This window comes from Rhodoplanes sp. Z2-YC6860, from assembly GCF_001579845.1.
Classification (GTDB): Bacteria; Pseudomonadota; Alphaproteobacteria; order Rhizobiales; family Xanthobacteraceae; genus Z2-YC6860.
This window is the reverse complement of sequence record NZ_CP007440.1, coordinates 8,115,420-8,142,258: the sequence shown is the minus strand read 5'-3', so window position 1 is coordinate 8,142,258 and position 26,839 is coordinate 8,115,420. Positions and strand designations below refer to the sequence as shown.

Genomic DNA, 26,839 nt, shown 5'->3' with positions numbered 1-26,839 from the left:
CATCAGTTTCTGCTGAAGCCGGCCCGCCGCAGGGCCTCGGCCATGGCGCCGCCCGAGGAAGCAGTCTTGGAGGCCTCTTTGCCGGTCCTGGGCGCGGCGAAGCTTCGTTTGCCCGAGTCACGGTCCGCGGCGGGTGCGCGCGTCCTCTGGGCACCGGCTTCGTCGTCAAGCCGCAGCGACAGGCTGATGCGCTTGCGCGGCTTGTCGACCTCCAGCACCTTCACGCGCACGATATCGCCCGGCTTCACCACCTCGCGCGGGTCTTTCACGAAGGTCTTGGCCATCGCGGAGACATGCACCAGCCCGTCCTGGTGCACGCCAATGTCCACGAACGCTCCGAATGCCGCGACGTTGGTCACCGCGCCCTCGAGCACCATGCCGGGCTTGAGATCATCCAGCGTCTCGACGCCTTCCTTGAACTCCGCGGTCTCGAAGGCCGGCCGAGGGTCGCGTCCCGGCTTTTCCAGCTCACGCAGGATGTCGGTCACCGTCGGCAGGCCGAACTTCTCATCGACGAAAGACTTGGGCGAGAGCGCGCGCAGCGCCGACGTGTTGCCGATCAGAACCTTGATGTCGCTCTTGGTCGCTTCGAGAATCCGCCGCACCACCGGATACGATTCCGGATGCACCGCCGAGGTGTCGAGCGGATCGTCGCCGCCCGGGATACGCAGGAAGCCTGCACATTGCTCGAACGCCTTGGGGCCAAGGCGGGGGACGTCCTTCAACGCCTTGCGGGACTTGAACGGGCCATGCGTGTCGCGGTGCGACACGATGCCTTGCGCCAATCCCTGGCCGATCCCCGAGACCCGCGCCAGCAGCGGCGCCGAGGCTGTGTTCAAATCCACGCCGACGCGATTGACGCAGTCCTCGACCACCGCGCCGAGCGACCGGGACAATTTGAACTCGCTGAGATCGTGCTGGTACTGGCCGACGCCGATCGACTTGGGGTCGATCTTCACGAGCTCGGCCAGCGGGTCCTGCAGGCGGCGGGCGATCGACACCGCGCCGCGCAGCGTGACGTCGAGCCCGGGCAACTCCTCGGCCGCAAACGCCGAAGCCGAGTAGACCGAGGCGCCGGCTTCCGACACCACGACCTTGTGCAGTTTGAGCTCCGGGAGGCCTTTCACCAGTTCGTTCGCGAGCTTCTCGGTTTCGCGCGAGGCCGTGCCATTGCCGATCGCAATCAGCTCCACGCGATGCTTGCGCACGAGATTTGCGAGAATGGCGAGCGCCTCGTCCCAACGCCGTTGCGGCTCGTGCGGGAAGATCGCGGTGGTGTCGACGACTTTGCCGGTGGCGTCCACCACCGCGACCTTCACACCGGTGCGGAATCCCGGGTCAAGCCCGAGCGTCGCACGTGCGCCGGCCGGCGCCGCAAGCAGAAGGTCGCGCAGGTTGGCGGCGAACACGCGCACCGCCTCCTCCTCGGCTGCGGTCCACAACCGCAAGCGGACGTCGATCGAAAGGCTACCGAGGATTCTCGTGCGCCATGCCCAGCGCACGGTTTCGGCGAGCCACTTGTCGCCCGGCCGTCCCTGGTCCGAGATGGCGTAGGCGCGCATGATGCGCAGTTCGTAGGCGCTGACGGTGCTCTGCGCGGTGCCGTCATCCGGCTCGATCTTCAGGCCGAGCACCTCCTCGCGCTCGCCGCGGAGCAGCGCCAGGACGCGATGCGACGGCATCTTGTTCAGGCTTTCGGAAAAATCGAAATAGTCGCTGAACTTCGCGCCGGCTTCCTTCTTGCCTTCCAGCACGGCCGACTTCAGCCGCCCGTTGGTCCACAGCTCCTCACGGAGCGAGCCGATCAAGTCGGCATTTTCAGCGAAGCGCTCGACCAGAATGGCACGCGCGCCTTCGAGCGCTGCCGCCACGTCGGCGACATTCTTGTCCGCGGAGACGAACGGCTCGGCGCTGACGGCCGGAACGTTCTTCGGCTCGTTCAGCAGCAGGTCTGCAAGCGGCTCAAGGCCGGCCTCCTTGGCGATCTCGGCTTTGGTGCGGCGCTTGGGCTTGTAGGGCAGATAAATGTCTTCGAGCCGGCCCTTGCTGTCTGCCGCCATAATGGTGGCTTCAAGCGTGGCGTCGAGCTTTCCTTGCTCGCGAATCGAGTCGAGGATGACTTTGCGGCGCTCCTCGAGTTCGCGCAGATATCGCAAACGCTCTTCGAGAGTTCGAAGTTGCGTGTCGTCCAGCGATCCGGTGACTTCCTTGCGATAGCGCGCGATGAACGGGACCGTCGCGCCGCCGTCGAGGAGTTCGACAGTCGCCTGGACCTGTTGCTCCTTGACGCCGAGTTCCTCGGCGATGCGCACCTCAATCGAAGCCATCAAGAACACCTCATTCGCGAGAGTGGAGAATCTGTTGCCGTGTCGAGGTGTGGATATGGGCAACACATCATGGTTTGTTCAAGCCGGTGCCAGGCTTCGCGCACAACTCTGTGCGCTGCCGCGGCGCATTGGCGTCACAATGTAAGTCCGTTCACGGATGGCTCGCACGAAGCAGATCCATGCAGATCGCTTCGCAATGGGCGAGTGCATCGTGCCTGGCCGCTGTCGTGCGCAAGCGGCTGCCGAGCGCCGCGGCCCGATCGACCATGGCGTCGTCGTCGATCAGCGCCCGGATGGCGTGGGGCTCAAGTCGCGTATCCGGCAGATAGGTTGGGACCAGCCGTGCAATGCCGGCCCTTTCAAGGGCCTCACCATAGAGATTGTGCTCGATGTGGTCGCCGAATACCAATTGCGGAACGCCCGCGACCAGAGCCTCCGACGCGAGGCCACTGCCGCCGAAGTGAACGATCAACCGGCTGGCCGCAAGGACTGTCGTGATCGGTTGCGGCCTCGTTTCGACGCGCGCTCCTGCTGCCGCAAGCCGGTCGAGCGGCGCCTGAGGCCATAGCGGGGCATAGATTCGAAGGCGCTCTGCGACCCGGAGAAGTGCCTCCAACGCAAACGTCCATGCATTGGTGTCGTTCGACAGATAAGCAAAGACTTGTTTCGCATCAGCGGCGCGCGACATCGGCAGTTCCTCGAACACCGGACCCTGCACTGGCGAGACGCGCTGTGCGTCATAGGGGTCGAGCAGCCGAAAGCATTGCGCGAGACACGCATCGCCGGCAAAGAGCTGCGGCAACCGATCGAGGCGCGGCAAGCCGACTCTTGCGGCCGCTGTATTGACCGTTTCGAGCGTCCGCGCCTCGTCAAACGCCGGCGGCACGATTCGATGGAGCAGGGGAAAGCGCGGCATCTCGGCGGGCGGAACGGTGAAGCCGTTGCCGACCACGACCAGCGGGATACGTCCGCGCGCCGCCAGTGCCGCAAGCGGCGAGTAATCCGCGATCACAAGATCGGGGCGCGTCAAACTGAAGATCTTGTCCCATGCCGAGAGAATCCGACCCACAGCTTCGCCATCGGCGAGACCTGCCGCCGAGAGCATGTCATTCAAAGTGGCCGAGGGCCCGGACATGCCTCGCGTCGCCGAAGACCCGTCGACGGGCCAAGGCGGTGCCGCCGCGACCTCGGCGAAAACGCCCTGGTGCGGCGCCGTCGTCGCGAGATTTCTCACAACTGCGATCGGCTTTACCCCATGCGGCCGGAGCCGCGCAGCGATGCGGCGAAGGTGGGTTGTGTGCCCCAGTCCACCGCCGCGTTCCCAGGCCAACAGAACGGTCTTCACGACGCTTATTTTCCCGGCTGGATGGTTCGTTGGCTGTGTGCCAGTTGCCCGGTTGTGAAAACGAGGCTACCCCACCTTTGTCCCGACGGCAGTGTGCGCATTTCAGCATGCGATCCATACCCTCCGAAAGCCTTGCTGACGAGCGGCCGTCCGGCCCGCCCGAGGTCCGGATGTTCTGGACCGGACCGCCGCTCAGCCCTTACGAACTGCTCTCGCTGCAAAGCTTCGTTACCGCGGGTGCGCGGGTGCTGCTTTACTCGTCGAACAAGGCGCTGCAGGTGCCTGACGGAGTCGAGCTACTCGACGTGCGCGAGCTTTTGCCGGGCCCCGTGCACCGGTTCTACTTTCCGGACGGCGACCCCTCACCGGCGCTCCATTCCAATTTGGTGCGTTACGCCGCGGTTCACCGCTTTGGCGGCTGGTATGCCGATCTCGACATGGTTTGTCTTGGCAATCTGCCTACTGACAAAGTCTATCTCGCGTGGCAATCCGACACGCTTGTGAATGCTGCGGTCATGAAATTTCCGGCGCGCGCGCCGGTGTTGGCCGGCATGATGGCAGAGGCGCGCGCACGCCTGCCGCAAACCGAGCGCGGGGCCCCGGGATCGTCGCGCGGTCTGCTTGGACCGCCTTTGGTGACGAAGCTCGTTCACGACCACGGGCTTGATCATGTGCTGCGACCGGTCTCGAGCGCCTATGAGATTCAGCCTTTCGAAACCCCCGCCATGTTCGATCCCCGCCGTCGGGATGAACTCGATGAGCGGATTGCTGGCAGCGATTTCGTCCATCTGTGGAACGAATACCTGCGCCGCGTCCGTATTCCCAAGGAACTCGGACCGCCCAAAGGCTGCTTTCTCGACGGCTTGTTTGAACGGTTTGGATTTTCGTTCGACGACGAGGAGCGGCTGTCCGCCGATGCCGTCGCAGCGTGGTTCGAGGAATCGATCTTTCTGGTGCAGGCGCGAGCGCGCCTGCAAGCACGCTACGTCCCAAGCGATGCGCTCGATGTTCTCATAAGCGCAGCACGCCCGCAGACGGGCAAGGTCGGTTCTGCCGGGATCCGCGAATCGTCGGTCGCTGTGTCCCCGGCATCCAGGCCGCAGACGGTTCGCACGTTCTGGGCCGGCGGCCCGATCGGCCCGTACCAGTTGCTCGCTCTGCGCAGCTTTGCCGATCGCGGTCATCAGGTCGAGGTGTTCACCTTTGACCGCGCTCTGGAAAAACCGTCGTGGATCGCGTGGCGAAACGCAGCCGATATCATTCCGCCAGACCGGATCGTCCGGGAGTTCGACAAGCCCGCGTCATCGGCAATTCACGCGAGCCTGTTCCGCCACGCATTGCTGCATCGTCACGGCGGCTGGTGGATTGAACCGGACGTGCTGCTGCTCGGCGCCGAGCTTCCCGACGCCGAGATATTCCTGGCGCGCTCGCACGACACGCGGCTCGTGTCACCGGCGGTGATGAAGTTTTCCCAGGGCCACGCAACGCTCGCCGAGGTTCTCTTTCATTCGGTGTCACTCGACGGCAAGCCCGAGCAATGGGACCAGGCAGGCGATGCTCTGCTCGCCGACGGCATCGCTGCGGATGGCCTGCTCGATGAATGCCGGCCATCCGACTTGGTGAGCCCAATCTCGTGGTTCGACGTCGAAATGCTGTTCGATCCGGCGCGGGCCGATGTGCTTGAAGAGAAGCTCAAAGGCGGCCTGTTTCTCGATCTGCATCAGGACGCCTGGCTGCGGGCTGGTGTGCCGCGGGAGCTTGGGCCGCCGCTCGGCTCTTATCTCGACCGGTTGTTCAAACGGCATGAGGTCGGCTGGCCGTTTGCCGCGCGGCTGGAATACGGCGATCTGCGCCGCTGGTTCGTGCACATGTCTAAAGCTTCTATCGAGTCCGAGAGACATGCAATCGAATCCTGACGAAGGGGAGCAACTGTCCGGCCAGCCCGCGGTCAGAATGTTTTGGACCGGGCCGCCGCTCAGCCCTTACGAGTTGCTCTCGCTTACAAGTTTCGTGGCGGCGGGTGCCCAGGTTTTCGTCTATTCGACGAACAGGGCACTGCGTGTGCCGGATGGAGTCGAACTGCTCGACGTGCGCGACCTTTTGCCAGGCCCCGTGCACCGGTTTTACTTTCCGGACGGCGATCCTTCGCCAGCGCTTCATTCCGATTTATTCCGTTATGCTGCCCTCCACCGGTTTGGCGGTTGGTACGCCGATCTGGACATGGTCTGTCTCCGCGGGTTGCCGACCGACAAAGTCTATCTCGCGTGGGAAACCGACAAGGAAGCAAACGGCGCGATCATGAAGTTTCCCGTCCACTCGCCGGTGATGGCGGGTGCGATCGAAGAGGCACGCGCGCTCATGCCGCAGACCGAGCGTGGGGCGCCGGCATCCTTGCGGGGCCTGCTCGGACCGCCCTTGGTGACGAAACTCGTTCACGACTACGCGCTTGATCATGTTCTGCGTCCGGCGTCGAGCGCGTATCCGATCGGGATCCTTGATACGCCGGCGATGTTCGATCCGATGCGCTGCGACGAGCTGAACGAGCAAGCGGCTCGGAGCGACTTTGTGCATTTGTGGAACGAATACGGCCGTCGTGTCCGGATTCCCAAGGATCTCGGCCCGCCCAAGGGCAGCTTCCTCGACGGGCTGTTTGCCCGTTTCGGTTTTTCGTTCGAGGACGAAGCGCGGCTGTCGGCCGACGCCGTCGCCGCCTGGTTCGAGGAGTTTCAATTTCTGCGCCAGGTGAGACGGCATCTCCAGATGCGCTATGTACCGGGCGATGCGCTCGATCGTCTGGATGGGCATGGCGCCACCGCAATCGATATGCGGCTCGCGGTGGCGATTGATCCACCGGCGGCCCGCATCCCAGTGCACCTTGCGTCCAAGCCGCAGATCGTTCGCACATTTTGGGCCGGCGGCGCGATGGGGCCGTATCAGTTGCTTGGGCTGCGCAGCTTTGCCGATCGCGGGCATCGGGTCGAAGTGTTCACCTTCGACAAGACGCTGAACAAACCATCGTGGATCACGTGGCGGAATGCGGCCGACATCACCCCGGCCGAGCGTGTCGTCCGCAAACTTGCCGAGCCCGCGCAATCCGCGATTCACGCAAGCCTGTTCCGGCATGCTTTGCTGCACCGTCACGGTGGCTGGTGGATCGATCCAGACGTGGTGCTGCTCGGAGCCGAGCTTCCCGAATCCGAGATGTTCATCGTTCGATCGGACGATGAACGCCTTTTATCGACCGCAGCGATGAAATTTCCCGAGGGCCACGCGGCGCTCGCCGAAGTTCTTTTCCATTCGGTGTCGTTCGACGACAAGCCTGCGCAATGGGACAAAGCAGGCGCCGTTCTGCTCGCCGAATACCTTGCCGCGGATGGCCTGCTGGACCAACGCCAGTCGCCGGAGGCGGCGAGCCCGATCTCCAGGTTCGAGGTCGAGATGCTGTTCGATCCGGCGCGCGCCGATATGGTCGAAGACAAGCTAGCGGACAGCCTTTTTCTCGATCTGCATCAGGACGTGTGGCTGCGCGCCGGCGTGCCGCGGGAACTCGGCCCACCGCTCGGGTCCTATCTCGATCGTCTTTTCAAAAGGCACGAAATCGGCTGGCCGTTTGCCGCGCGCATCGAATTCGGCGATTTGCGGCGCTGGTTCGCCTACATGTATCGGGCGTCCGTCCTCTGATGAGGCGGCTCCGGTTCCGAATCGGCCGCCGGACTCAGGCCTGCTCCGGATATCCACAGAGCGTGACGATCTGCCGCGAAAGCGTACCCCAGCACCTGCATCTGGTGCAGAATGGCCACACTCCGTTCCACAACGTCCGGTTTATGACGCGCGGTCAACGCGCCGCACTTGCGAACACAGTTCCCGTGTGATTTTTTTCGGGACGGCGGGTGCTGGAGTTAGGAATGCCGTACAGGGAAATTGCGGCCCGGGTGAATTTTGCCCGAGGCCTGATGACCGTCTGCGCGCCTGTCTTTGCGTTGTTCGTTGCGATTCAACCGGCGTCGGCGCAAGACGCCAGCGACGAACAAGAGCGCCTTCATGCGCAAATGCTGCGCGAGCCGACGAATTACGAAGTCACCTTCGCCTACGTGAAAGTGGCGACCAATCGTGGCGATTATGAAGCCGCGATCGCGGCCCTTGAGCGTCTGCTCTACTACAATCCGAATCTGGCGCATGTGAAGTACGAGCTCGGCACGCTGTACATGAAGCTGCGCTCCTTCGACATGGCCAAGCGCTATTTCAAGGAAGCGCTGGCGACGCGGGGGCTCGATCCGGTCACCAAATCGCGCATCGAAGATTATCTGCCCGATACCGAGCGGCAGACGCAGCAGAGCCGGTTCTCGGGCTTTGCCCAGACTGGCGTGCGGTATCAGAGCAATGCCAATTTTGCGCCGTCGAATGGCCTCGTGAATGTCGGCGGCCAGGAGCTCGGTCTGCCGACGACGAACACCAAGCGCTCCGACAGCAACTGGTTCGGCATGGTCGGCCTGAGCCACGACTACGATCTCAACGATACCGCGGGATCGACCTTCGAGACGCGCTTCACCGGCTATCTGACGCAGCAGTTCGTGCTGACCGACCTCAACGTCGGCTTGATCGACGGCAGCTTTGGCTGGCGTATTCCGATCAGGAACGACGTGTTCCCGGGCGCGAGCGTGAAGCCTTACGTCACGGGCGGCAACATCTGGGTCGGGGGCAGCCAGTATCTCGCCTCCGGCGGAGCCGGCGTTGTCTTCACGCTACCGGTCAACCCGAAGCTCTCCTTCGAGCCGGGCTTCGAATGGCGGCATGTGGGTATCACCGTCGATGCGCCGGTCGCGACTCAAGGCGTCGCTGCTTCCCAGCTGAACGAGTTCAGCAGCGGCAACTGGTTCACTGGCGGCATGTCGATGAAGTATTCGATCGTCGAGACCGTGAGGCTCGATGCCCGTGGTTACTACCGGCGCGGCGAAGGCCAGGCGGATTTCCAGAATTTCGATCAGTGGGTCGGCGAAGCCGCGCTCTCGTTCATGGTGCCGCCGCCGTTCACCTGGATGCCGCGCTACTGGATCCTGTCGCCGTTTGCCCGCTACACGGAAACCGATTTCGACGCGGCCAATCCGTTCCTCGATCCGAACACGAAGCGGTCCGATAAGACATGGACAGCTGGCGTGATCTTCGACACGCCGATCACCAAAGTGTTCGGCCTCAAAACCACCTTCCAGTACGACAAGACCACCTCCACGCTGCCGAACTTCCGGTTGGACAACTATCAGGTCATGACCGGACCAACGGCGCGATTCTGAGGGCGCGATCATGGATTGGACCAAACCATCTCAAGTCACGAGCCTGCTCGGGGTTCTGCTGTCCACGGTAGCCACCGTGAGCACCGCAGAGGCGCAAAGCTACGGCAGGGTCGGCGCCGTCAATCAGGAGGCGACCGGCACGCCGCCGGGCGGCGCCATGCGCAAGCTCACGATCGGCACGAACATTGCCGTGAAGGAGCGGGTCCGCACCTCTGCTCTGGGCTCGACGCAAATCCAGTTCCCGGACCAGTCGGCGATCAATCTCGGCGCCAATTGCGACCTGGTGATCGACCAGTTCGTCTACGACCCGCAAGCCAAGTCGGGGGCCATGGTGGCGACCGTCACCAAGGGCGCGTTGCGCTTCATTGGGGGGCAGGTCAGCCACAACTCCGGCGCCGAGATCCGGACGCCGTCGGCCTCGCTCGGCATTCGGGGCGGCATGGTCACCGTGATGGTGCAAGTGCCGCAGAGCATCATGCAAATGATCCAGCAGGCCACGGGCGTGACCGGTGGTGAGCTGGTGCTGTCGAATTTCGGTCAGATCACGGTCACCAACAATGTCGGCTCGGTGACGCTGCAGCCGGGCTTCGCCACGGTGCTCGGTGGACCCAACGATCCGATCCCGACGCCGTTCCGTCTCCCGGATGCGGTGTTGCAACTGGTCATGCAACTGATCAACAGCAAGCCGGGCCAGACCGGGGGCGTCGCCAATATCCCGACGCAAGGCAATGTGCCGGACGGATACAAGTTCACCGTGATCCAGGACCCGACCAGTCCACCCGGTACCGATCCGCTCGGTTACATCTCGATCTTCGGTGCCGGCAATGGCGCCGCCAAAGGCGTGTCGCAGACCAACCAAGCCGGCAGCGTCTCGCCGCCGGCACCGCCGGTATCGCCTCCACCGCCCCCGTGCGGTTACTGCTAGGGGCAACGCGGGCGAATATCCCGCGTCAGCCTGCGCTCTACATGATAGCGTGTAGCGCTATTGCGGTCGGTTGAACACCGCCGCGGGGCGGCTGAAGCTGCGGCGGCCGCGCTTGATGCCCATGAGAGGGGCTGCGAGTTCGGCGACGATCATGGCCGGATCGGTGCCGTCGAGCACGATCAGATCGGCCGGGTTGCCGACAGCGACGCCATAGTCCGAAAGATTCATCAGCCGTGCCGGCTGTTGCGTGACGAGATCGAAACAGGCCGCGAGCTCGCGCGAGCTGCCGGCCTGGGCGACATTGGCGTACAGGTTCGCCATCCGCACCAGCGAGCAATCGCCGAACGGTGTGAACGGATTGAGCACATTGTTGGTGGAGAGCGAGCAGGTCACGCCGTGCTCGGCAAGCCGATGCGCCGGCGCGACGCCGCGCGGAACGGCGTGATCGTGGTCGCGGCCCATCAGAAACAGATCGGTCGCCGGCAGCACCGTCACAGCGACGCCGGAGGCCGCGAGGCGTTGCGCCACGGCATCGAGCCGTTTCGGCGGCAGCGCCGACAGCTTGGTGACATGGCCAACCGCGACGCGGCCGCCATAGCCATGCGCTCCAGCCTGTCGGCAGACCTCCTCGATATCCATCCATGAGGCGTCGAGATCGAAATCGAGGTGGAAGTCGATGTCGAGATCGAATTCGCGAGCGATGCTGAAGATGCGGGCGATCTGGCCATGCGGATCGCTGTCGGTATAGGGGCAGCCGCCAATCAGACCGGCGCCTGACTTGCACGCTTCGATCAGAAGCGCCTCGGTGCCGGGATCGTTGAGCAGGCCCTCCTGCGGAAACACGCAAATCTCGAGATCGATCGCCCAGGCATAGTCGCGCTTGAGGCGTTTGATCGCCTGGAAGCTTTTCAGTCCGATGCGCGGATCGACTTCCACATGGGTGCGCATGTGGGTGGTGCCTTGCACGATGGCCTTCTCCAGCGTGCGACGGCCGCGTTCGTAGACATCGTCCTCGGTGAAGGCGCGCTTGGCGGCCGCAACCTGTGCGATCGCTTCCTGCAGCGTGCCGTGCTCGGCATGGCAACGATCGAGGATGCAGGACTTGTCGAGATGGATGTGTGTGTCGACGAAGCCCGGTGTCACGAGGCGGCCGTCGAGGTTTTCGGACGGCGCATCGGCCGCAATTGACGGTGCGATATCGGCGATGCGGCCGCCGGCGACAGCGATGTCGAAGGTCGCGGCACCACGGCCGGCGATGCGGGCATTGCGGAGGACGAGATCGAGCATGGGCTACTGCGCCGCTTCCGGGTGTCCGAGATAGGCCGCTTCGAGCGCCGGATCGTGTGCCAGCGCCTCCGCGGTGTCGCTCCGTACCACGCGGCCGGATTCCAGCACATAGCCGCGATCGGCGACCGTCAGCGCCATGGCGGCCATCTGATCGACCAGCAGGATGGTGACGCCGTCGTCGCGCAGCTCCGCCAGCACGTCGAACAGCTCGTTAATCATCGCTGGCGCCAGGCCCAGTGACGGCTCATCGAGCAACAGGATGCGCGGCTGCGCCATCAACCCGCGGGCGATAGCGAGCATCTGCTGCTCGCCGCCAGAGAGGAGCCCGGCGCGGCTCGTCAGCCGTTCGCGCAGCCGCGGGAAGCGTTTCAGCATCACTTCGAGCTCGGCTTCGCGATCGACTTGCTTTCGCGAATGGGCGCCGAGCAGGATGTTGTCCCGCACCGTCAGCTCCGGAAACACCTGGCGGCCCTCTGGCACCAGCGCCACGCCGCTCGCCGCGATCCGATGCGCGGCCACATGGTCGACGGGCTTGTCGTCGACGATGATCGATCCGGTGACGGGACGCAGGAGCCCGGTGACGGCGCGCATGGCGGTGGACTTGCCGGCGCCGTTCGAGCCGAGCAGCGCCACCAGCTCGCCGGGCTTCACTTCGAACGAGACCTCGTCGAGGACCGGCGCAGCGCCGTAGCCGGCGCTGAGCTTGAGACAGGTCAAGATCGCGTCCTGCGAGCCGTTCCAGGCCGTGGCGCGCGGGCGTCCGCGCATCTCGCCGTCGCCGAGATAGGCTTTCAGCACGCGCGGATCGCGCCGCACTTCGGCAGGCTTGCCGGCCGCGATGACCTGGCCCGCGTCGAGCACCACGACGTGGTCCGAGATGCCCATCACCATCGCCATATCGTGTTCCACGAGAATGACGGCGACGCCGAGATCGGCGATGCGGCGGATGAGCTTGCTCAGCGCGGCCTTGTCGGCACGCATCAGCCCCGCGGCCGGTTCGTCGAGCAGGAGCACGCCTGGCCGGGTGGCCAGCGCGCGAGCGATCTCGACGAGACGGCGGTCGACGTGAGGCAGACCATTCGCGGGCGCAGCCAACGCGCCGTGATAGCCGACGAATGCGAGCAGCGCTTCGGCGATGCGCTGTTCCTCGCCGGTTGCGGTGCCCATCACCGGATTGCCGAGCCGGCCGCGGCGCAGCGCGACCAGCACGTTGTCGAGCACGCTCATCTCGCCGAACAGCTGCGTGGTCTGGTAGGTGCGCGCGATTCCGGCGCGCGAAATGCGCCACGCGGGCGCGCCGGCAAGCTCTGCGCCGCCGAGCCGGATGCGGCCGGCGTCCGGCCGGTAGAAGCCGCCGATCATGTTGAGCACGGTGGTTTTGCCCGCGCCGTTCGGCCCGATCACGCTGGTGATGCGGGAGGGCTCGGCCGTGAAGCTCACACCGGATGCGGCCTTGATGCCGCCGAACGAAATGCCGATGCCCTCGACCTGTAGCGGCGCCCCCGTGGCCTCGCCGGAAGGGACGACACCAAGATCGAAGCCGTCCGTCTTGGCCCACGCCTGATCGGTACGGCGGAAGCGGCGCGCGATGGTGCCGATGACGCCCTCCGGTGCGATCCATAAAACCACCAGCAGCAGTGCGCCGACGAACAGCAGCCGGTATTCGGCAAGCCCGGAAAGAAGCTCCGGCAGCATCACGGTGACGATGGCGCCAACAACCGGCCCCAGCACCCAACCCGCGCCACCGACGATCACGGCGAGCAGGAACAGAATCGATTGCGAGAACGGAAACGAGTCTGGCGCAACGAACATCATCAGCGGCGCGAAGATCGCGCCCGCAAGGCCCGCGAACACCGCCGAGACTGCAAAGGCCGCGGTCTTGACCGTCACCGGGTTGAGCCCGATCGAGCGCGCCGCGGTTTCGCTGTCGCGCACCGCGACCATCGCCTTGCCCCAGGCGCTCGCGGCGAGGCGCTGGAACACATAGAGCGAGAGGCCCGCGAGCAGAACGGCCAGCAACGCCATCTCGCGCTCGGCGAAGGCGCGGCCGAAAAGCTCCGGCGGCACGAGACCCATCAGTCCGTTCTGGCCGCCGGTCAGGCCTTTCCATTCGATGGTGCCGTGCTGGACGATGAAGGCAAACGCGATGGTGATCATCGCGAGATAGGGTCCGGTGACGCGCAGCGCCGGCAGCGCGAGCAGGGCGCCAAGGATGCCAGCAACCATGCCGGCCGCAGGGAAAGCCAGCCAGAAGCTCATGCCTTTCAGCGTCAGGATCGCGGCCGTATAGGCGCCGATCGCATAGAATCCGACGTGACCGAGCGACACCTGGCCGGCGAGACCCAGCAGTACGTTCAATCCGACGCCGACCACAGCGGTCAGCGCGACCAGTGCGATGATGAAATGCGTGTAGCCTTCGCTGCCGAGCACCAGCGCGACCGCAGCCGCGGTCAGCGCCAGGATCGTGATGGTCATCGCCGAGGGTGTCAGCGCGCGGCCGTTCATGGTCAGACCTTCTTCGTCGCGGCGCGGCCGAGCAGCCCGTTGGGCATCACGGCGAGCGCGAGGATCACGACGCCGAAGGCCGCGATCTGGGTGTAGGTCGATCCGGCAAAGGCCGTGACCGTGGCCTCGATCAGTCCGTAGAGGAATCCGGCGAGCATCACGCCCGAAGCCGACGTAATGCCGCCCAGGATAGCGACTGCAAAGGCCTTGATGCCGAACAGCGTCCCCATGTCGGAATGCACGCTGAACAGCGGCGCGATCAGCAGGCCCGCGAGGCCCGCGAGCGCCGTCGACAGTGCGAACGAGAACGCGATCGCAGCCCGCACATTGATGCCCATCAGCCGCGCCGCGTCCTTGTTCTGCACCACGGCGAGCAGGGCCTTGCCGAGCCGCGTGTGGTTGAACGCAAGCTGCAGCGCGACCGTGATGGCGATCCCGACCGCCGGAATGACGAGCTGCAGCGGAAACACGCCGGTGCCGAACAGCTCGATCGGCTTCTGCGCCAGGATCGACGGGAATCCGCGCGGCTCCTTGCCGAAGGTGAAGAGCACGATGTTGTCGATCACGATGCCGCCGGCGACCGTCGCCATCAGCCAGCCGTTCGAGCCGCGTTCGGCGAAGGGGCGCACCAGCGTGCGCTCGACCACCAGGCCGAACAGCGCGCAGAGAAACAGCGCCATCGCGATCGCGAGCGGCAGCGGCCACCCGAAGCGGATGCCGAAGGTGTAGCCCAGCACGGCGCCGAGCATCATCGCTGAGCCCTGCGAGAAATTGACGGTGTTGGAGACCACGTAGGTGACGTGGAAGCCGAGTGCGATCAGCCCGTACATGCTGCCGACTGCGAGGCCGGAGACGATCGCCGAGATCAGCAGCATGACTGCCTGCTCCTCAGATGCAGCAGCGGGACGCAGGCGGTGGCCTGCGTCCCGCCAATTCTTGAAGTTCACACGCTTGATTTGAAGCTAGTTCGTCAGCGGAAGGATTTCGCCTTCCTTGAAGTAGGTGAAGAGATAGTCCTCCGAGGTCAGCGCGTCCTGATTCGTGGGCGAGAACGGCTTGCTGTAGCTCTTGATCAGGCCGTCATACTTATCGATGGCGTAGAACGCCTCGCGGATCTTCGGGCCTTCGGTCGAGCCTGCCTTGGCGATGGCGAGCGCGGTGAGATGCATCGCGTCGTAGGCGTTGGCGATGCCGACCGCGGGTGTGACGTCCGCCAGCGTCTTGATCGCCGGATATTTCGCCTTCAGCGCCGCCAGAACCTGCTCGGCCTTGGGCGAAAGCTTGCCCGAGAAGCTGAAGGTCTGGATGAAGTGCACGCGCTCGCTGCTCGGGCCCGCGAGCTCGCTGAAGCGACCGCCGGCCGGGCCCCAGTGCGAGACGATCGGCACATTCCAGCCCATGCGGTCGAGCGACTTCACCACCTGCGAAGACGGCGCGACGTTCGCGACCATGAACAGCACGTCGGCGCCGGCTTCTTTCAAGCGGGTGAGCTGAGGCACCACATCGACGTCGGCGTCCTGGAATTTCTCGATGCCCGCGTAAGCAAGGCTCTTGTCGGCGAGCGCGGCCTTCAGCCCCGCCTCGTTCGATTCGCCCCAGGGATTGTTGATCAGGATCATCCCGGGCTTCTTGGCGCTGTACTTCTTGATCGCGTAATCGACCAGCGCCTTGTCGACCAGCACGTCGACGGCGGAGACGCGGAACACGTAGTTCTCGGCCGCGCCGTTGCGCGTGATCGGCGTGCCCGCCGCCCACACACCCATGAACGGCACCTTGCTCTGGTTGGCGAACGGTACGATGGCGACCGACACGGGTGTGTCGAGGCCGCCGAACAGCGCCGCGACCTTCTCGCGCTGCACCAGTTCGCGCGCCGCGACCACGCCCTTGGCCGGATTGCTTTCGTCGTCGCGCACCACGAGCTCGACCTTCTTCCCGAGCAGGCCGCCCTTGGCGTTGATCTCGTCGAGAGCGAGCGAGAGACCGCGCACGATGGCCTCGCCGGATTTTGCCGACTGACCGGACATCGCGGCAACGAGGCCGAGCTTGATGGTGTCCTCGGCGAATGCCGGAGCCGACAGAGCCGCAGCGGCTGCGGCCGCCAGCAGCAGGCGGCGCGTGATCTTCGATGTGATCTTGGACGTAGTTCTGGAAATGCGGGACGGAACGGGCATGGCGTTACCTCTCGGAGGGTTGACCCGTGCCCTGCCGTCGCAAGCGGCATGCCAAGGGCCGCACATTGAAAAGCCCCATGAATCCTGCCGTTTCGGCACTGCCGGCCGCCTGGAATCTAGGCAACTGCAAATGCCTTGGGCAAAATCGTATGCAGTAGTGTATACAATTTTTGGCCGGATTCCAGTACATTCGCCTGGCCGGGAAAATGCATGGTCCGGCCGGACCGCCGGGCGTGCTCCGGCCTGCCACCAGCCAAAGGGAGACCCGCCATGTCACCTGCTTCGTCCGCCGCAAAGGCTGCCGTGATCGCGCCCTCCGATGAAACCGCGGAGGCTGCGGAAATCGTCGAAAAATTCCTGGTGGCCTCGATGGTGCCGGATCCGGAGACGGCCGCGCGCTACATCGCCGAACCGCTGAAACTCACCTTCACCGGCGGCTGCAAGTTCAGCCACCCACGCGAAAGCACGGCGTTCAATGCCAAGCGGTACAAGTGGGTGAAGAAGGCGATGGAGCGCTCCGACGTGGTGCCGGGCCGCGGCGAGACCATTGTGTACAACATCGGCACGCTCTACGGCGAATGGCCGGACGGCACGGCATTCGAAGGCAACCGTTATGTCGACCGCTTCGTCGTGCGCGGCGGCAAGATCGTGCAGATGGACGTGTGGAACGACAGCGCCGAGCGGCTGCTCACGCGCAATGGGATCGACGCGTAGTTCAGCGCAGGTCGCGCAACGCGCACCGTCACCCTCCCCTGGAGGGGCAGGGTCGCGAGCGAAGCTCGCGGGGTGGGGTGACCTCTTCGCAAAAAAAGTCCATCCCACCCCGCCCGCCGACGCGACCGAAGAATGTTTTGAATGTTATTCAGCGCCCGCGGCGCTTCGCGCCGTTGGCCGATCCTGCGGGTTTCTTCTCGTCCACATAAGTTGCGAGGATATCTTTCAACTCGCGGCTCTTCGGCGGCTTTGCCACGATCAGCGCGCGGCCCGCAACCGATTCGAGATGCTCATCCATCAAGGAGGCGGCGCGCTCGGCGTCGCCAGCCGCGAGCGCTGCGATCACGGCGCGGTGCTCGTTTACGGCGCATTCGGACGAATGCGGCCGGCTGTAGAGCGCGAGGATCAATCCGCAACGCGACGAGACCTCGCTGACATAACGGGTCAGCACCGGGCTGCCAGTCATCTCCGCCAGGAGGATATGGAATTCGGTCGCGAGCCTGATCGACAACGGTTCGTTGTTGCCGCGCGCCTTTTCCTCCTGGTCGACATGGTTCTTCAGGGTCGCGATCTGGTCGCGCGTGAGATTGCCGGCGAGCCGCGACACCACCAGGTGCTCAAGCCCCAGCCGAACGTCAAAGATGTCGCGCGCCTCCTCCCAGCTCGGCGTCGCGACCGAGGCGCCGCGATTGCGGCGCAGCTCGACAAGGCCTTCGGCGGCAAGCTGGCCCAGCGCGCTCCGCACGATGGTGCGGCTCGCGCCGAAGCGCTCGCCAATGGTGTCCTCGGGCAGTTTTGCGCCGGGCTCCAGCGCCTGCTCGATGATGGCGTGGCGCAGCGCCCGATAGATCAGCGCCGCCCGATCAGTACTGGGCTTTGGCTTCGATCGGACCATGAGCCTATCGTCACGATAAGGCCGCGCCAGTCAATGGACGGTCTCCATCACTTCGTCACGTAAGGCTTGATCTGCTCGGCGAAATATTCGTCTGCGTTGTGTTTGGATTTGAGTTCGCCGTTCTCGACCATCATGTCGACCACAGCCTGCCATTTGCTGGCTTTCACCTTGTAGTCCCAGCCGATCATCGGCATGTCCTTGACGAGATCGGCGGGCAGGCCGGTGTAGGACACCACCGCGGCGCGGGCGCGCTGCGGATCGGCCATCATGTATTCGATCGACTCCTTGATCGACTTGGTGAAACCCTCGATCGCCTTGGGATTGGCTTTGACATACGTCGACTTGGCGAACCAGGCGCCGAGCGGCTGCTCGGGGATCGAGTCCGCATAGTCCCAGGCGATGACGCGGCCAAGCCCGGAGGCGATGAGCTGCGTGGTGTACGGATCGACCGTGTTGACGGCGTCGACCTGTTTCGATTTCAGCGCGTCGAACTGGCTCGGGAACGGGATCTCGATGAGCTGCAGCTTGTCGACATCGACGCCGGCGCGCTTGAACAGCGTCTGCATGGCGACCGTCTTCTGGCTGTGCAGGCCGGACACCGCGATCTTCTTGCCGGCGAGATCGGCGAGTTTCTGATAGGGCGAGTCTTTCAGAACCTGCACCGAGCCGGTGTCCGGTCCCTTGGACTGCGCGATTTCATTCTGCGCGATCGCCACGAGATCGAAGCCTCGCTCTACCGCGGTCATAGCGGTGCCGGGGATGGAGAGGACGATATCGACCGAACCGCCGCGATGCGCCGCGATCGCCTCGTTGCCGGTGCGGAATTCGATCAGCGTCACGTCGATCCCGTTCTTCTGAAAGATGCCGCGTTCCTTGGCGACCCAGGGATTGGTCAGCGCCGCCATCTTCAACACGCCGACCTTGAGCGGCGCGAGCTTCTGGTCCTGCGCCGCGGCTGGCGCTGCCGCGAACAGCGCGGCGGCAAATCCGATGATCTTGGCGATACCCATTGATGTCTCCCTGTCTCTTATTTCTCTCCGACAGCCTTTTTGTAGGCGTCGATGATCTCCGAGCCGGTCGCGAACCACACCTTGTCGTGGCTCTTGATGTACTGCAAAGCGCGGTCGAGATAGCGGATGCGGTGCGGCGAGCCGATCAGGAACGGATGCAGCGCGATGCTCATCACCCGCGGCGTCTTGGCGGATTCTTCGTACAGCACATCGAAGGCATCGTGCACGCGCTGCAGGAAATCCGCGATGCTGATCGAGGGCGCGTTGAACAGCGGCATGTCGTTCAGCTCGATGGTGTACGGAATGCTGTAGAGCCCGTTGTTCATGCGATAGGGCAGGTCGTCGTTGACCCAGTCGCTAGTGTATTCGACGCCATTTTTGCGCAGAAGATCGACGCTGTTGAAGGTTTCGGTCAGGCCGGGCCCGAGCCAGCCGCGCATCTGCTGGCCGTAGCTTTCGATGATGGTCTTGGTTTCGGCAATGACGGCGTTCTCCTGCTGCTCCGACATGCCGGTGAGCATGACCGAGTTGGTCAGCCCGTGTCCCATCAGCTCCCAGTGCAGATCGGCGCAGGCCTTCATGATCCGCGGATAGAATTTGCCGACCTCGCCGTTCAGCGCCACGGTGCCGCGCACGCCGTGCTTCTGCATCACGTCCATCAGCCGCCAGATGCCGACCCGGTTGCCATAATCACGTCTGGAGTGATTGCGGACGTCGGGCGCACTCGCGCCAAGCTCGACGTGGAAGTGCTCGATGTTGGGGATCACCCACACTGCGATGCGCGCGCCGTTCGGCCAGGTGAACGGCGGATGGTCGACGATGGCGCGATACGGGAAATGCTTGAACGGGTCCGGGGCACTCAAGATGCAATCCTCCTCAGGCGGCGGTACGGGCGGCGGTGTGCGGCACCTTCGGCATGATTCGGTCGATGAAGGTGCGCAAGCCCTGCATCATTGGATGGAAATGCAACATCAGCAATTCGATGCCTGCAGCCCTGTATTGTTCGATGCGCTCAACGATGACCTCTGGCGTACCGACGAGGCCTGCGCCGAGCGCGAGTGCCGGCACCAGCGCGAGGCGGTTGGTCGCGCCATAAGCCTCCAGCGCGTCGGCCTGGGCATGCGCTTCCGCCAGCGTTTCGCAGCAGATCACGTGCGTGCTGATACCGTAGCGCAGCGTGCGGCCGTGGGATTTGGCTCGTGCGTTCATATCGGCGATGTCGCGGACGACGCCAGCCATGTTGGTCTCAAAATTGCGGAAGCCCGGCTTGTAGCTGACAAACCAGACATCGCAGTGCCGTGCGATGGAGTCCTTGCCGGGGTTTGATCGGCTTGCCGCGTAGATCGACGGATGCGGCCGGGTGCGCGGCGTGGTCGGGAGCCGGCCGTCCTTGAGCTTGAAGAACTCGCCGTCGAAGCTGAATGGGCTCTGCGTCCAAAGTCCCTTCAGGACGGACACAAATTCGTCCAGGCGGCGGCCGCGCGCGTCGGCGTCGTCGGTCCACGAGCCGTTGCCGTACATGTTGAACTCGTCGGCCCACCAGCCGTTGACGATGTTGATCGCGCAGCGGCCGGCGCTGATGCGGTCGAGGCTTGCGCCGAACTTCGCGGCGAGTTGCGGCAGCACGATGCCCGGATGCACCGCCGGCATGATCTCGATGGTCTTCGTCTGCGCGGCGAGCGCGGAGCCCAGCATCCAGGCATCGAGGTCCGGGCCGAGATAGCGTTGCGCAATGAGCGTCGAGTCGAAGCCCACGCTCTCGGCCTCGCGCACGATGTCGATGGCGAACTGGTAGGATTCGTCTGGGCCGTCACCCGACCCCGGCGTGGAGAGCTCGGCGATCGCGTCCTGCATCCGCGGCTCGGGGCGGATGGTGTGTGGCAGCGGTGTCCAGATGCCAAAGCGCATGGCGCCTCCGTCCGTCGGATCAGGCTTCGACGCTGGTGCCGCGCCAGCGCAGCAGATAGCCCTCGGCCTTGAGAAACAGGAAGTTGATCAGGAAGCCGAGGAAACCCAGGGTGAAAATGCCGGCGAACATCTCCGGCACGCGGAACACGCGCTGCATGTCGAGGATGAAGTAGCCGATGCCGCTGGAGCCCGCGATCATCTCGGCGACCACGGCGACGATCAGCGAAATGCCGAGGCTGATGCGCATGCCGGTGAGGATGTTCGGCAGCGAGGCCGGCAGCACGATCGACCACAGCGCGCGCAGCCACGAAACGCCGAAGGTGCGGCCGGTGTCGATCAGCACCTGATCGACACTGCGCACGCCGCTATAGGTGTTGAGCAGGATCGGGAAGATGCAGGCGAGGAACACCACGAAGATCTTCATCTCGTTGTCGATGCCGAGAAACAGGATCGCCACCGGGATATAGGCCGAGCTCGGGATCGGCCGGACGAACTCGGTGATCGGCTCAAGCAGCCGGTAGACGAACGGCACGCTCCCCATCAGGAGTCCAACCGGCACCGCAACCAGCGTCGCCAGGCCAAAACCCACGAAGATGCGCCACAGCGTCGGCCCGAGACTCTTCAGCAGCGGGCCGCCGCCGATGTTCTCGATCCACGAGGCCGCGATCACGCTGATCCGCGGCATCGACACCGGATCGATCCATTTCTCCGCCGATGCCACCTCCCACAAGATGAGCAGCAGGACGATCAGAAGAAATCCGGGCCAGCGCTTGGTCATGCCACTCTCTCGAATATCGCGTCAGGCCGGATTGGCGCTCTTTTCCTGAACGAAGATGCTGGCGAACAGCTTCTGCCGCAGCTCCGTGAACTTCGGATCGGCGCGCGTTGCGATCTGGTCGCGCGGCGACGGCAGCGCGATCGGTACGTCTTCGGCGATGCCCCCGCCGGCGCGTGCCAGTGAGATGATCCGGGTCGACAAGAACACGGCCTCGTCGACGTCGTGGGTGACGAACAGGATGGTGATCGGCAACGTCTGCCAGATACGCATCACCAGTTCCTGCAGGATCGCGCGGGTCATCGCGTCGACCGCAGAAAACGGCTCATCCATCAGCAGCACCTCGGGCTCGCAAATGAGCGCGCGCGCGATGCAGACGCGCTGCTGCATGCCGCCGGAGAGCTGATAGGGGTAATAGTCCTCATAGCCCTTGAGCCCCACGAGCTCGATGTATTCGCGGCAGCGCTCGCGGGCTTCCTTGCGGGGCAGGGAGCGCTGGGCCAGCAGCCCGAACTCGATGTTCTCGATCACGGTGCGCCAGGGCAGGATCGACTTGGTGTACTGCTGGAACACGTAGATCATGCCCTTGGGCGGGCCTTTCACCACGCGATCGTTGAAACGGATATCGCCGCCGCTCGGCGTCTCGAGCCCGCTGATCAGCTTGAGTAGCGTGGACTTGCCGCAGCCCGACGGTCCGATGACCGACAGGAAGCTTCGCCGCTCGATGCTGCAGTTGAGTCCGTTGAATACGGTCAGCGCGCCATGCTTCGACTTGAAGGTCTTGCTGAGATTGCGGACCTCGATGATCGGCTGCGCCGGAACCGCGCGGGGGCCTTGTGCCGTGGTTGCATCGGTCGGCTTGGAAAGCGCACTCACTGCCATCACTAACTCATGCACTCGGCTGAACGCTGGGAAGATATCATGGCGTATCCGTGCTCATCTCGGCCTTGAAGTGCTTCCATAGCGCGCCGTAAGCATCGTCGAAGCCTGGCTCGAGATAAATCTCGAACACGTTACGCGGGCGGGCAAGCGGTATGCGATAGCGCTCCTTGACGCAGCCGGGCCGCTTGGTCATCACCACCACTTGGTCCGACAGTGTGATGGCCTCGACCAAGTCGTGGGTGATGAAAAGCATGGTCATCCGGCGCTTCTGCCAGAGCTGCAGCAGCTGGTGGTGCAGCATCATCCGGGTTTGCGCGTCAAGCGCGCCGAACGGCTCGTCGAGCAGGATCACCTCAGGCTCGTAGATGAAGGCGCGCGCGATCGATACGCGCTTCTGCATGCCGCCGGAGAGTTGCGACGGATAGCTGTTCTCGAAGCCGGAAAGCCCGACACTGGCGATCCACTCCATCGCCCGTTCACGGCGCTCGCGCGCCGGCACCCCGCGCACCGTGAGCGGAAACTCGATGTTGGAAAGCGTCGTGGCCCAGGGAAACAGGTTGCTGTCCTGAGTCACGAAGCCGATGCCGGTGTTGAGGCCGCGCACCTCGCTCCCATTGCAAAGGGTGCGTCCGCTCGACGGCTGGAGCAGGCCGGCGACGAGGCGCAGCAGCGTGGTCTTTCCGCAGCCGGAAGGACCGACCACAGTGGTGATCTGGCCGCGCGGCACCGTGAGGCTCACATGATCGAGCGCCATCATGCTGCCGGCTTCCGAACCGAAAGCGAGGCTCACGTCGTCGAACTCGATCGCAAGCGCATCGTCCACCGGCGCCGGCGCTTCGGTGCGGACGGAACGCAGCGCGGTTTTCAGCATCGGAGACCCCGAAACGCTTGCATCACGTCAGGAACTTGTTGGTCCAGAACTCGCCCTCGGCCGCCGGCGGCGTGTTCTTCACGGTCTTCATGTTCTTCGCGACCTTGATGCCGTTCTCCCACATCGACTGGCTCATCAGCCCGCCGCGCGGGAAGGTGGCGCGGTCGCGCTCCATTGAGCGCACGATGGCGCGGCCGTCGATCTTGGGGAATTCAGCCTTGAGGATGTCGAGCGTGTCGCCGAATTTGCTCTGAATGAAATCGTTGGCCTGGCCGATGGATTTCGCGATGGCGTGCACCGCCTTCGGCTGAGCGTTGGCGAAATCCGGCGTCACCGCGAGGATGGTGTAGGGGAAATCCTTGAAGGCCGGGATGTCGACTGCAAAGCTCAGGTAGAAGTCGCCGAAGCCCAGCAGCGCCACCTCGTCGGCGTCGGGAGCGGAGCCCACGATCACATCGACTTGATTCTCGCGCAGTGCCGCCACCCGCGCTGCGCCAAAGCCCACGGCCAGAAGCTTGAAGTCGCGCTCCTCTATGCCGTAGAGCGTGGCGACATATTTCATGAACTGCGCCGGGCCGCCGCCGATGGTCGACACCCCAATGCGCGCCTCCTTCAGCGCCTTGACCTTGTCGGCCGTGGTCGAGGCCGGCGTGACGCCGAGCTTGGCCATCCAGTCGTTGCGCGCCGCCATCTGCATGGCCACACCGGAGGTGAAGGCCGCGATCGCAAGCGTCTTGATGCCCTTGTCCCAGGCAATCAACGGATCGCTTGAGGCGATGCAGGCGAAATCGGCTTCGCCCGCGGTCAGCGCGGCCATGGCGAGCGGCCCGCCCTGGACGGTCTTGAGGCTGTAGTCGACGCCGTTGGCGGACCAGTAGTCCTGGCGTTTGGCAATATAAAGCGCCGAGAATGACAGACCTGGCGCTGAGACGACGCCACGGCCGGGCGTGAGGCCGGGCTTGCCCTGTGCTTGCGCCGGCAGCGGCGCAAGCACAGGCGTGCCCGCTGCAAGCGCTGCACCCATGGTGGCGATGAAATCCCGACGCTTGAGCATGATGTGCCCCACTGTTTGCCTCAACGCTTGCAAGTTCTCATAGCTGCACCGCCGCGCCTTCGACGTGACGCCAGCGGATCACCATGCGCTCCAGAGTGTTCAGTGCGTAATTGCTCAGGAACACGATCACGATCAGCGCCAGGATGCCGGCGAACAGCGCCGGCGCATCGTAGGTCTGCGAGGCGTAAAGGATGAAATGGCCGAGCCCTTCGTTGGAGCCGATGTATTCGCCGATCACGGCGCCGATTACAGCGTAGGGCACCGCGGTCTTGAGCCCGATGAAGATCTGATGCGCCGCCGACGGCAGGATCACGCGCGTCGCGCATTGCCGCCACGACGCGCCCATCAAGCGCGCCAGCCGCACCAACTCCTCGTTGACGTTGAGCAGCCCCGAATAGGTGTTGAAGAACACTAGGAAGAACGAAGCCAGCACCACGACCGCGACCTTGGACGACATGCCCAGCCCGAGCCAGATGATGAACATCGGCGCCAGCGCAATCTTCGGGATGCTGTAGAGCCCGATGATGAAGGGCTGCAGCAGATCGGACATCAGCTTCGAGCGGCCGAGAATGAAGCCTAGCGCAAGCCCGACGCCCGCGCCGATGCCGTAACCGATCGCGATCTCGGTCAGCGTGACCACGATGTCGCGGTGAAACGACGGATCGCCTGCCAACTCGACGATCTTGTCCCAGACGATTAGCGGCCGGCTGAAGAAGGCGACGTTCCTGTCGGAGACACCGAGCTGCCATAGCACCAGCAGCGCCACCACGATGCCAAGCTGCGCCGCAATCAGGCCTGCCCGCCGTAGCCCCGCGCTTGCCAAACCGGTCGTGGGCGATGGGCGGGCCGGCATGGCGGTGATCCTTCTAGCTGGCTCGCCTGGCGTAGAGCGCGCCGTTCTCGTCCTTCACCTCGTAGACGCTGACCGAGAAGCCCGGGCAGTTGACGCCGCGCCCGTCGGCGAGGCGGAAGGTGAAGACATGCTGCTTGCAGCGGATCATGGTGTCGTTGCTGACGATGTCGGCGTCGTGCAGCGAGAACTTCAGATGCGGACAAAGCCGCTGGACGCCGCGGAAGCCGGTTTTGGTGCGAAAGATGAGAATACCCTCGCCATCGACGCGGGCCGGCGCCGGAAACCTGCCTGCGGCCGGATCGAGCCCATCGAGCTTCTGCCACGCGGATTCGGCCGGTGTTTCGGTGGCCTGCGCGCCTGCGGCTTCAGCGGGAGTTTCCACGCAATGCTCCAGAAGTTGCTCTAAAGGAGTTGGTCTGAAGGAGTTGCTCTACGAGTTCCGGTCACGCCGCGAGCGGCCGGCGCGACGTGACCTCTTTCAACCGTGACAGCATGAAGGAGCGCTCCACCCGCATGATCAGAAGCCCGATCTGCATGGTGAATGGCTGATCGAGGAAGCAGGAATAGAGCGCGTCCATCGCGGCGCGAAGCGGCAGGTTTGATTTGTCCAGCACGCCGCGGAAGATGGCTTGCAGTTCGATGGCCTTCGGAAGGTCGAGTCGCTCGGCGCTGGCGAGCTCCCAGGTCTGCTCCTTGAGCGCGTTGGCCAGCGTCGAAAGAAACGCAAGCTGCGCCGGAACGAGATGCTCGGCCCGCACCGGCACATGATCCTCGGCGATCTGCAGGAACCAGTTCTTCTCGTCGAGGCCGCGTTCGAAATTGCAGTCGAACCGCTTGCCGCGCTTGAACGCCATCAGCGGCACGATCTGGCGATCGGCCTTGCGGGTCTTGTTGAAGCAGTCGAGCAGCTCGAACTCGCCGGTTTCGATACGGAAGACCGAAATATCGGCCGGCATGCCGGGCTTGAGGCTGCCGGCGCGGTCGGTCAGCGATAGCGCCGCGGCAGGTCCGGCGGTCACGCGCTCGATGGTCTCGTTGAGCGAGAGCCCGAGCCGCGTCGCGATACTCATGACGTTGGCGAGGCTCTTCGCCGGCCGCACGACGTTGAACTGTTGCAGGTCGGAACTGATGGTGTGCGGGACAATGCCCTGCGCGTAGGCCTTCTCGGCGACGTCCCAGGAGAAGTTGTAGCCGCCGAAACCGAGATCGAACAGCACGCCGCGCTTCTGCGCGTCGAGCACTTCCGGCAGCACCTTGCCGTCGCGGTCGATCACCTGGCCGAGATTGCCGTGGTAGATGTGGGTGATCATGTCGCCCTGCTCGGCGATCTTGAACGCCTCGGGCGCGAGCAGATGATCGGGCCGCTGCAGCTGGAACTCGCCGATGTGCATGTAGAGCGGCAGGTCGAGGATTTCGGACAGGCCCTTGGTGATCTTCAGCGTGCCGGTGCCATAATCGCCGATGGCGTTGCACTTGAGATAGCGCAGGCGGTCGCGGTGCTCCTTGGCGAAATCGAGCCAGCGCGCGATCGGCACGTTGCCGAGCGTGCGCACGTCGCCTTCGATGAAGTTCAGGCCCAGAAGTCCCATCGGGCGGATGAACGGGCCTACGTAAAGATCGGTTTCGAGCCGGTCCATCACGGCAACGAATTCGTCGAGCGTGTCGATGCCGGGTCCGCCGGCCTCCACGAACGAGGTCACGCCGTGATAGACGCCGATGCTGTCGGGATCGGAGAAGCCCAGCGTTCCGTATGCGTGAACGTGCAGGTCGATCCAGCCCGGCGTGAGGTATGAGCCTGTCAGGTCGAGGACCGGCGTTTGCGGATCGGGCGGAACCTCGCCGACCGCGCCGATCTTGCCGTCCGCGATCAGCACGTCGGCGACCCGGTCGATGCCCCGGCCGGGATCGATCACATGCGCGTTCTTGAGCAGTAAAGTCTGGCCGCCGGCATCGGACATCTGCGCACTCCCACTCGCTGTAGCCCACATTCCCAAGCCGCCAGCATCAGGAGCGGTTCAAGCTGAGGGGA

At 64.2% G+C, this 26,839-nt stretch carries 22 protein-coding genes; 5 read left to right on the top strand and 17 right to left on the bottom strand.

What is annotated here, in order from left to right:
* Nucleotides 1–2: 2 nt before the first annotated feature.
* Nucleotides 3–2,327, bottom strand: a complete 2,325-nt coding sequence (locus RHPLAN_RS37790) for a Tex family protein (protein WP_068030127.1) — start codon at nt 2,325–2,327, stop codon at nt 3–5.
* Between the two features lie 151 nt (nt 2,328–2,478).
* The gene (locus tag RHPLAN_RS37785; protein WP_157100732.1) at nt 2,479–3,279 is read right to left on the bottom strand and encodes a glycosyltransferase; all 801 of its coding nucleotides are present in this window, start codon (nt 3,277–3,279) and stop codon (nt 2,479–2,481) included.
* Nucleotides 3,280–3,620: 341 nt separating this feature from the next.
* Here RHPLAN_RS37785 and RHPLAN_RS37780 point away from each other — a divergent pair, with 341 nt between their 5' ends.
* From RHPLAN_RS37780 to RHPLAN_RS37765, 4 genes are all read left to right on the top strand, one after another.
* On the top strand, nt 3,621–5,588 hold the full coding sequence (locus tag RHPLAN_RS37780; RefSeq protein WP_198164652.1) for a glycosyltransferase: 1,968 nt from the start codon (nt 3,621–3,623) through the stop codon (nt 5,586–5,588).
* Nucleotides 5,572–7,353 carry a glycosyltransferase gene (locus tag RHPLAN_RS37775; RefSeq protein WP_068030115.1) on the top strand — a complete coding sequence of 594 codons (1,782 nt, stop codon included), beginning with the start codon at nt 5,572–5,574 and terminating at the stop codon, nt 7,351–7,353. Before RHPLAN_RS37780 ends, RHPLAN_RS37775 begins: the two co-directional genes overlap by 17 nt.
* A 224-nt stretch (nt 7,354–7,577) precedes the next feature.
* On the top strand, nt 7,578–8,960 hold the full coding sequence (locus RHPLAN_RS37770; RefSeq protein ID WP_068030113.1) for a tetratricopeptide repeat protein: 1,383 nt from the start codon (nt 7,578–7,580) through the stop codon (nt 8,958–8,960).
* Between the two features lie 10 nt (nt 8,961–8,970).
* A complete protein-coding gene (locus tag RHPLAN_RS37765; RefSeq protein WP_068030111.1) occupies nt 8,971–9,885 on the top strand; it encodes a FecR family protein in 915 nt (304 codons plus the stop codon).
* A 57-nt stretch (nt 9,886–9,942) separates the two neighbouring features.
* Here the strand turns inward: RHPLAN_RS37765 and RHPLAN_RS37760 are convergent, their stop codons facing one another.
* The 4 genes from RHPLAN_RS37760 to RHPLAN_RS37745 all read right to left on the bottom strand — a co-directional run bounded on the left by RHPLAN_RS37760 (nt 9,943) and on the right by RHPLAN_RS37745 (nt 15,848).
* On the bottom strand, nt 9,943–11,172 hold the full coding sequence (locus tag RHPLAN_RS37760; RefSeq protein ID WP_068030108.1) for an amidohydrolase family protein: 1,230 nt from the start codon (nt 11,170–11,172) through the stop codon (nt 9,943–9,945).
* Between the two features lie 3 nt (nt 11,173–11,175).
* On the bottom strand, nt 11,176–13,677 hold the full coding sequence (locus RHPLAN_RS37755; RefSeq protein ID WP_068030105.1) for a branched-chain amino acid ABC transporter ATP-binding protein/permease: 2,502 nt from the start codon (nt 13,675–13,677) through the stop codon (nt 11,176–11,178).
* A gap of 2 nt (nt 13,678–13,679) precedes the next feature.
* Complete coding sequence (locus RHPLAN_RS37750; protein ID WP_442971800.1) at nt 13,680–14,552, bottom strand: branched-chain amino acid ABC transporter permease; 873 nt, start codon at nt 14,550–14,552, stop codon at nt 13,680–13,682.
* 87 nt (nt 14,553–14,639) lie between these two features.
* Nucleotides 14,640–15,848 carry an ABC transporter substrate-binding protein gene (locus RHPLAN_RS37745; protein WP_068030103.1) on the bottom strand — a complete coding sequence of 403 codons (1,209 nt, stop codon included), beginning with the start codon at nt 15,846–15,848 and terminating at the stop codon, nt 14,640–14,642.
* Between the two features lie 270 nt (nt 15,849–16,118).
* Between RHPLAN_RS37745 and RHPLAN_RS37740 the strand changes: the two genes are divergently transcribed.
* Nucleotides 16,119–16,562, top strand: coding sequence for a nuclear transport factor 2 family protein (locus RHPLAN_RS37740; protein ID WP_237180009.1), 444 nt, complete (start codon nt 16,119–16,121; stop codon nt 16,560–16,562).
* Nucleotides 16,563–16,710: 148 nt separating this feature from the next.
* On the opposite strand, the gene RHPLAN_RS37735 is transcribed toward RHPLAN_RS37740, so the two are convergent.
* The 11 genes from RHPLAN_RS37735 to RHPLAN_RS37685 form a co-directional block, all read right to left on the bottom strand.
* Complete coding sequence (locus tag RHPLAN_RS37735) at nt 16,711–17,457, bottom strand: GntR family transcriptional regulator (RefSeq protein WP_068030097.1); 747 nt, start codon at nt 17,455–17,457, stop codon at nt 16,711–16,713.
* A 47-nt stretch (nt 17,458–17,504) separates the two neighbouring features.
* On the bottom strand, nt 17,505–18,467 hold the full coding sequence (locus tag RHPLAN_RS37730; protein ID WP_068030096.1) for an ABC transporter substrate-binding protein: 963 nt from the start codon (nt 18,465–18,467) through the stop codon (nt 17,505–17,507).
* 17 nt (nt 18,468–18,484) lie between these two features.
* Nucleotides 18,485–19,330, bottom strand: coding sequence for a polysaccharide deacetylase family protein (locus RHPLAN_RS37725; protein ID WP_237180008.1), 846 nt, complete (start codon nt 19,328–19,330; stop codon nt 18,485–18,487).
* A 13-nt stretch (nt 19,331–19,343) separates the two neighbouring features.
* Entirely contained in the window at nt 19,344–20,375 is a 1,032-nt protein-coding gene (locus RHPLAN_RS37720) for an LLM class flavin-dependent oxidoreductase (protein ID WP_068030094.1), read from the bottom strand.
* 19 nt (nt 20,376–20,394) lie between these two features.
* Nucleotides 20,395–21,153 (bottom strand): ABC transporter permease, encoded by a 759-nt coding sequence (locus RHPLAN_RS37715; protein ID WP_068030092.1) that lies wholly within the window; start codon nt 21,151–21,153, stop codon nt 20,395–20,397.
* 21 nt (nt 21,154–21,174) lie between these two features.
* On the bottom strand, nt 21,175–22,032 hold the full coding sequence (locus tag RHPLAN_RS37710; protein WP_084246350.1) for an ABC transporter ATP-binding protein: 858 nt from the start codon (nt 22,030–22,032) through the stop codon (nt 21,175–21,177).
* A gap of 37 nt (nt 22,033–22,069) precedes the next feature.
* On the bottom strand, nt 22,070–22,903 hold the full coding sequence (locus RHPLAN_RS37705) for an ABC transporter ATP-binding protein (protein ID WP_084246348.1): 834 nt from the start codon (nt 22,901–22,903) through the stop codon (nt 22,070–22,072).
* A 22-nt stretch (nt 22,904–22,925) separates the two neighbouring features.
* Complete coding sequence (locus RHPLAN_RS37700; protein ID WP_068030089.1) at nt 22,926–23,957, bottom strand: ABC transporter substrate-binding protein; 1,032 nt, start codon at nt 23,955–23,957, stop codon at nt 22,926–22,928.
* Nucleotides 23,958–23,994: 37 nt separating this feature from the next.
* A complete protein-coding gene (locus RHPLAN_RS37695; protein ID WP_068030086.1) occupies nt 23,995–24,810 on the bottom strand; it encodes an ABC transporter permease in 816 nt (271 codons plus the stop codon).
* A 13-nt stretch (nt 24,811–24,823) separates the two neighbouring features.
* On the bottom strand, nt 24,824–25,192 hold the full coding sequence (locus tag RHPLAN_RS37690) for a Rieske (2Fe-2S) protein (RefSeq protein WP_068030084.1): 369 nt from the start codon (nt 25,190–25,192) through the stop codon (nt 24,824–24,826).
* A 61-nt stretch (nt 25,193–25,253) separates the two neighbouring features.
* Nucleotides 25,254–26,768, bottom strand: coding sequence for an amidohydrolase family protein (locus tag RHPLAN_RS37685; RefSeq protein WP_068030080.1), 1,515 nt, complete (start codon nt 26,766–26,768; stop codon nt 25,254–25,256).
* Nucleotides 26,769–26,839 lie beyond the last annotated feature (71 nt).

Excerpts from the sequence above, each read along its gene's own strand:
- RHPLAN_RS37790 (WP_068030127.1), bottom strand. The coding sequence starts at position 2,327 with ATGGCTTCGATTGAGGTGCGCATCGCCGAGGAACTCGGCGTCAAGGAG.
- RHPLAN_RS37775 (WP_068030115.1), top strand. The coding sequence starts at position 5,572 with ATGCAATCGAATCCTGACGAAGGGGAGCAACTGTCCGGCCAGCCCGCG.
- RHPLAN_RS37770 (WP_068030113.1), top strand. The coding sequence starts at position 7,578 with ATGCCGTACAGGGAAATTGCGGCCCGGGTGAATTTTGCCCGAGGCCTG.
- RHPLAN_RS37765 (WP_068030111.1), top strand. The coding sequence starts at position 8,971 with ATGGATTGGACCAAACCATCTCAAGTCACGAGCCTGCTCGGGGTTCTG.
- RHPLAN_RS37760 (WP_068030108.1), bottom strand. The coding sequence starts at position 11,172 with ATGCTCGATCTCGTCCTCCGCAATGCCCGCATCGCCGGCCGTGGTGCC.
- RHPLAN_RS37755 (WP_068030105.1), bottom strand. The coding sequence starts at position 13,677 with ATGAACGGCCGCGCGCTGACACCCTCGGCGATGACCATCACGATCCTG.
- RHPLAN_RS37750 (WP_442971800.1), bottom strand. The coding sequence starts at position 14,552 with ATGCTGCTGATCTCGGCGATCGTCTCCGGCCTCGCAGTCGGCAGCATG.
- RHPLAN_RS37745 (WP_068030103.1), bottom strand. The coding sequence starts at position 15,848 with ATGCCCGTTCCGTCCCGCATTTCCAGAACTACGTCCAAGATCACATCG.
- RHPLAN_RS37740 (WP_237180009.1), top strand. The coding sequence starts at position 16,119 with ATGTCACCTGCTTCGTCCGCCGCAAAGGCTGCCGTGATCGCGCCCTCC.
- RHPLAN_RS37735 (WP_068030097.1), bottom strand. The coding sequence starts at position 17,457 with ATGGTCCGATCGAAGCCAAAGCCCAGTACTGATCGGGCGGCGCTGATC.
- RHPLAN_RS37730 (WP_068030096.1), bottom strand. The coding sequence starts at position 18,467 with ATGGGTATCGCCAAGATCATCGGATTTGCCGCCGCGCTGTTCGCGGCA.
- RHPLAN_RS37720 (WP_068030094.1), bottom strand. The coding sequence starts at position 20,375 with ATGCGCTTTGGCATCTGGACACCGCTGCCACACACCATCCGCCCCGAG.
- RHPLAN_RS37715 (WP_068030092.1), bottom strand. The coding sequence starts at position 21,153 with ATGACCAAGCGCTGGCCCGGATTTCTTCTGATCGTCCTGCTGCTCATC.
- RHPLAN_RS37710 (WP_084246350.1), bottom strand. The coding sequence starts at position 22,032 with ATGGCAGTGAGTGCGCTTTCCAAGCCGACCGATGCAACCACGGCACAA.
- RHPLAN_RS37705 (WP_084246348.1), bottom strand. The coding sequence starts at position 22,903 with ATGCTGAAAACCGCGCTGCGTTCCGTCCGCACCGAAGCGCCGGCGCCG.
- RHPLAN_RS37700 (WP_068030089.1), bottom strand. The coding sequence starts at position 23,957 with ATGCTCAAGCGTCGGGATTTCATCGCCACCATGGGTGCAGCGCTTGCA.
- RHPLAN_RS37695 (WP_068030086.1), bottom strand. The coding sequence starts at position 24,810 with ATGCCGGCCCGCCCATCGCCCACGACCGGTTTGGCAAGCGCGGGGCTA.
- RHPLAN_RS37685 (WP_068030080.1), bottom strand. The coding sequence starts at position 26,768 with ATGTCCGATGCCGGCGGCCAGACTTTACTGCTCAAGAACGCGCATGTG.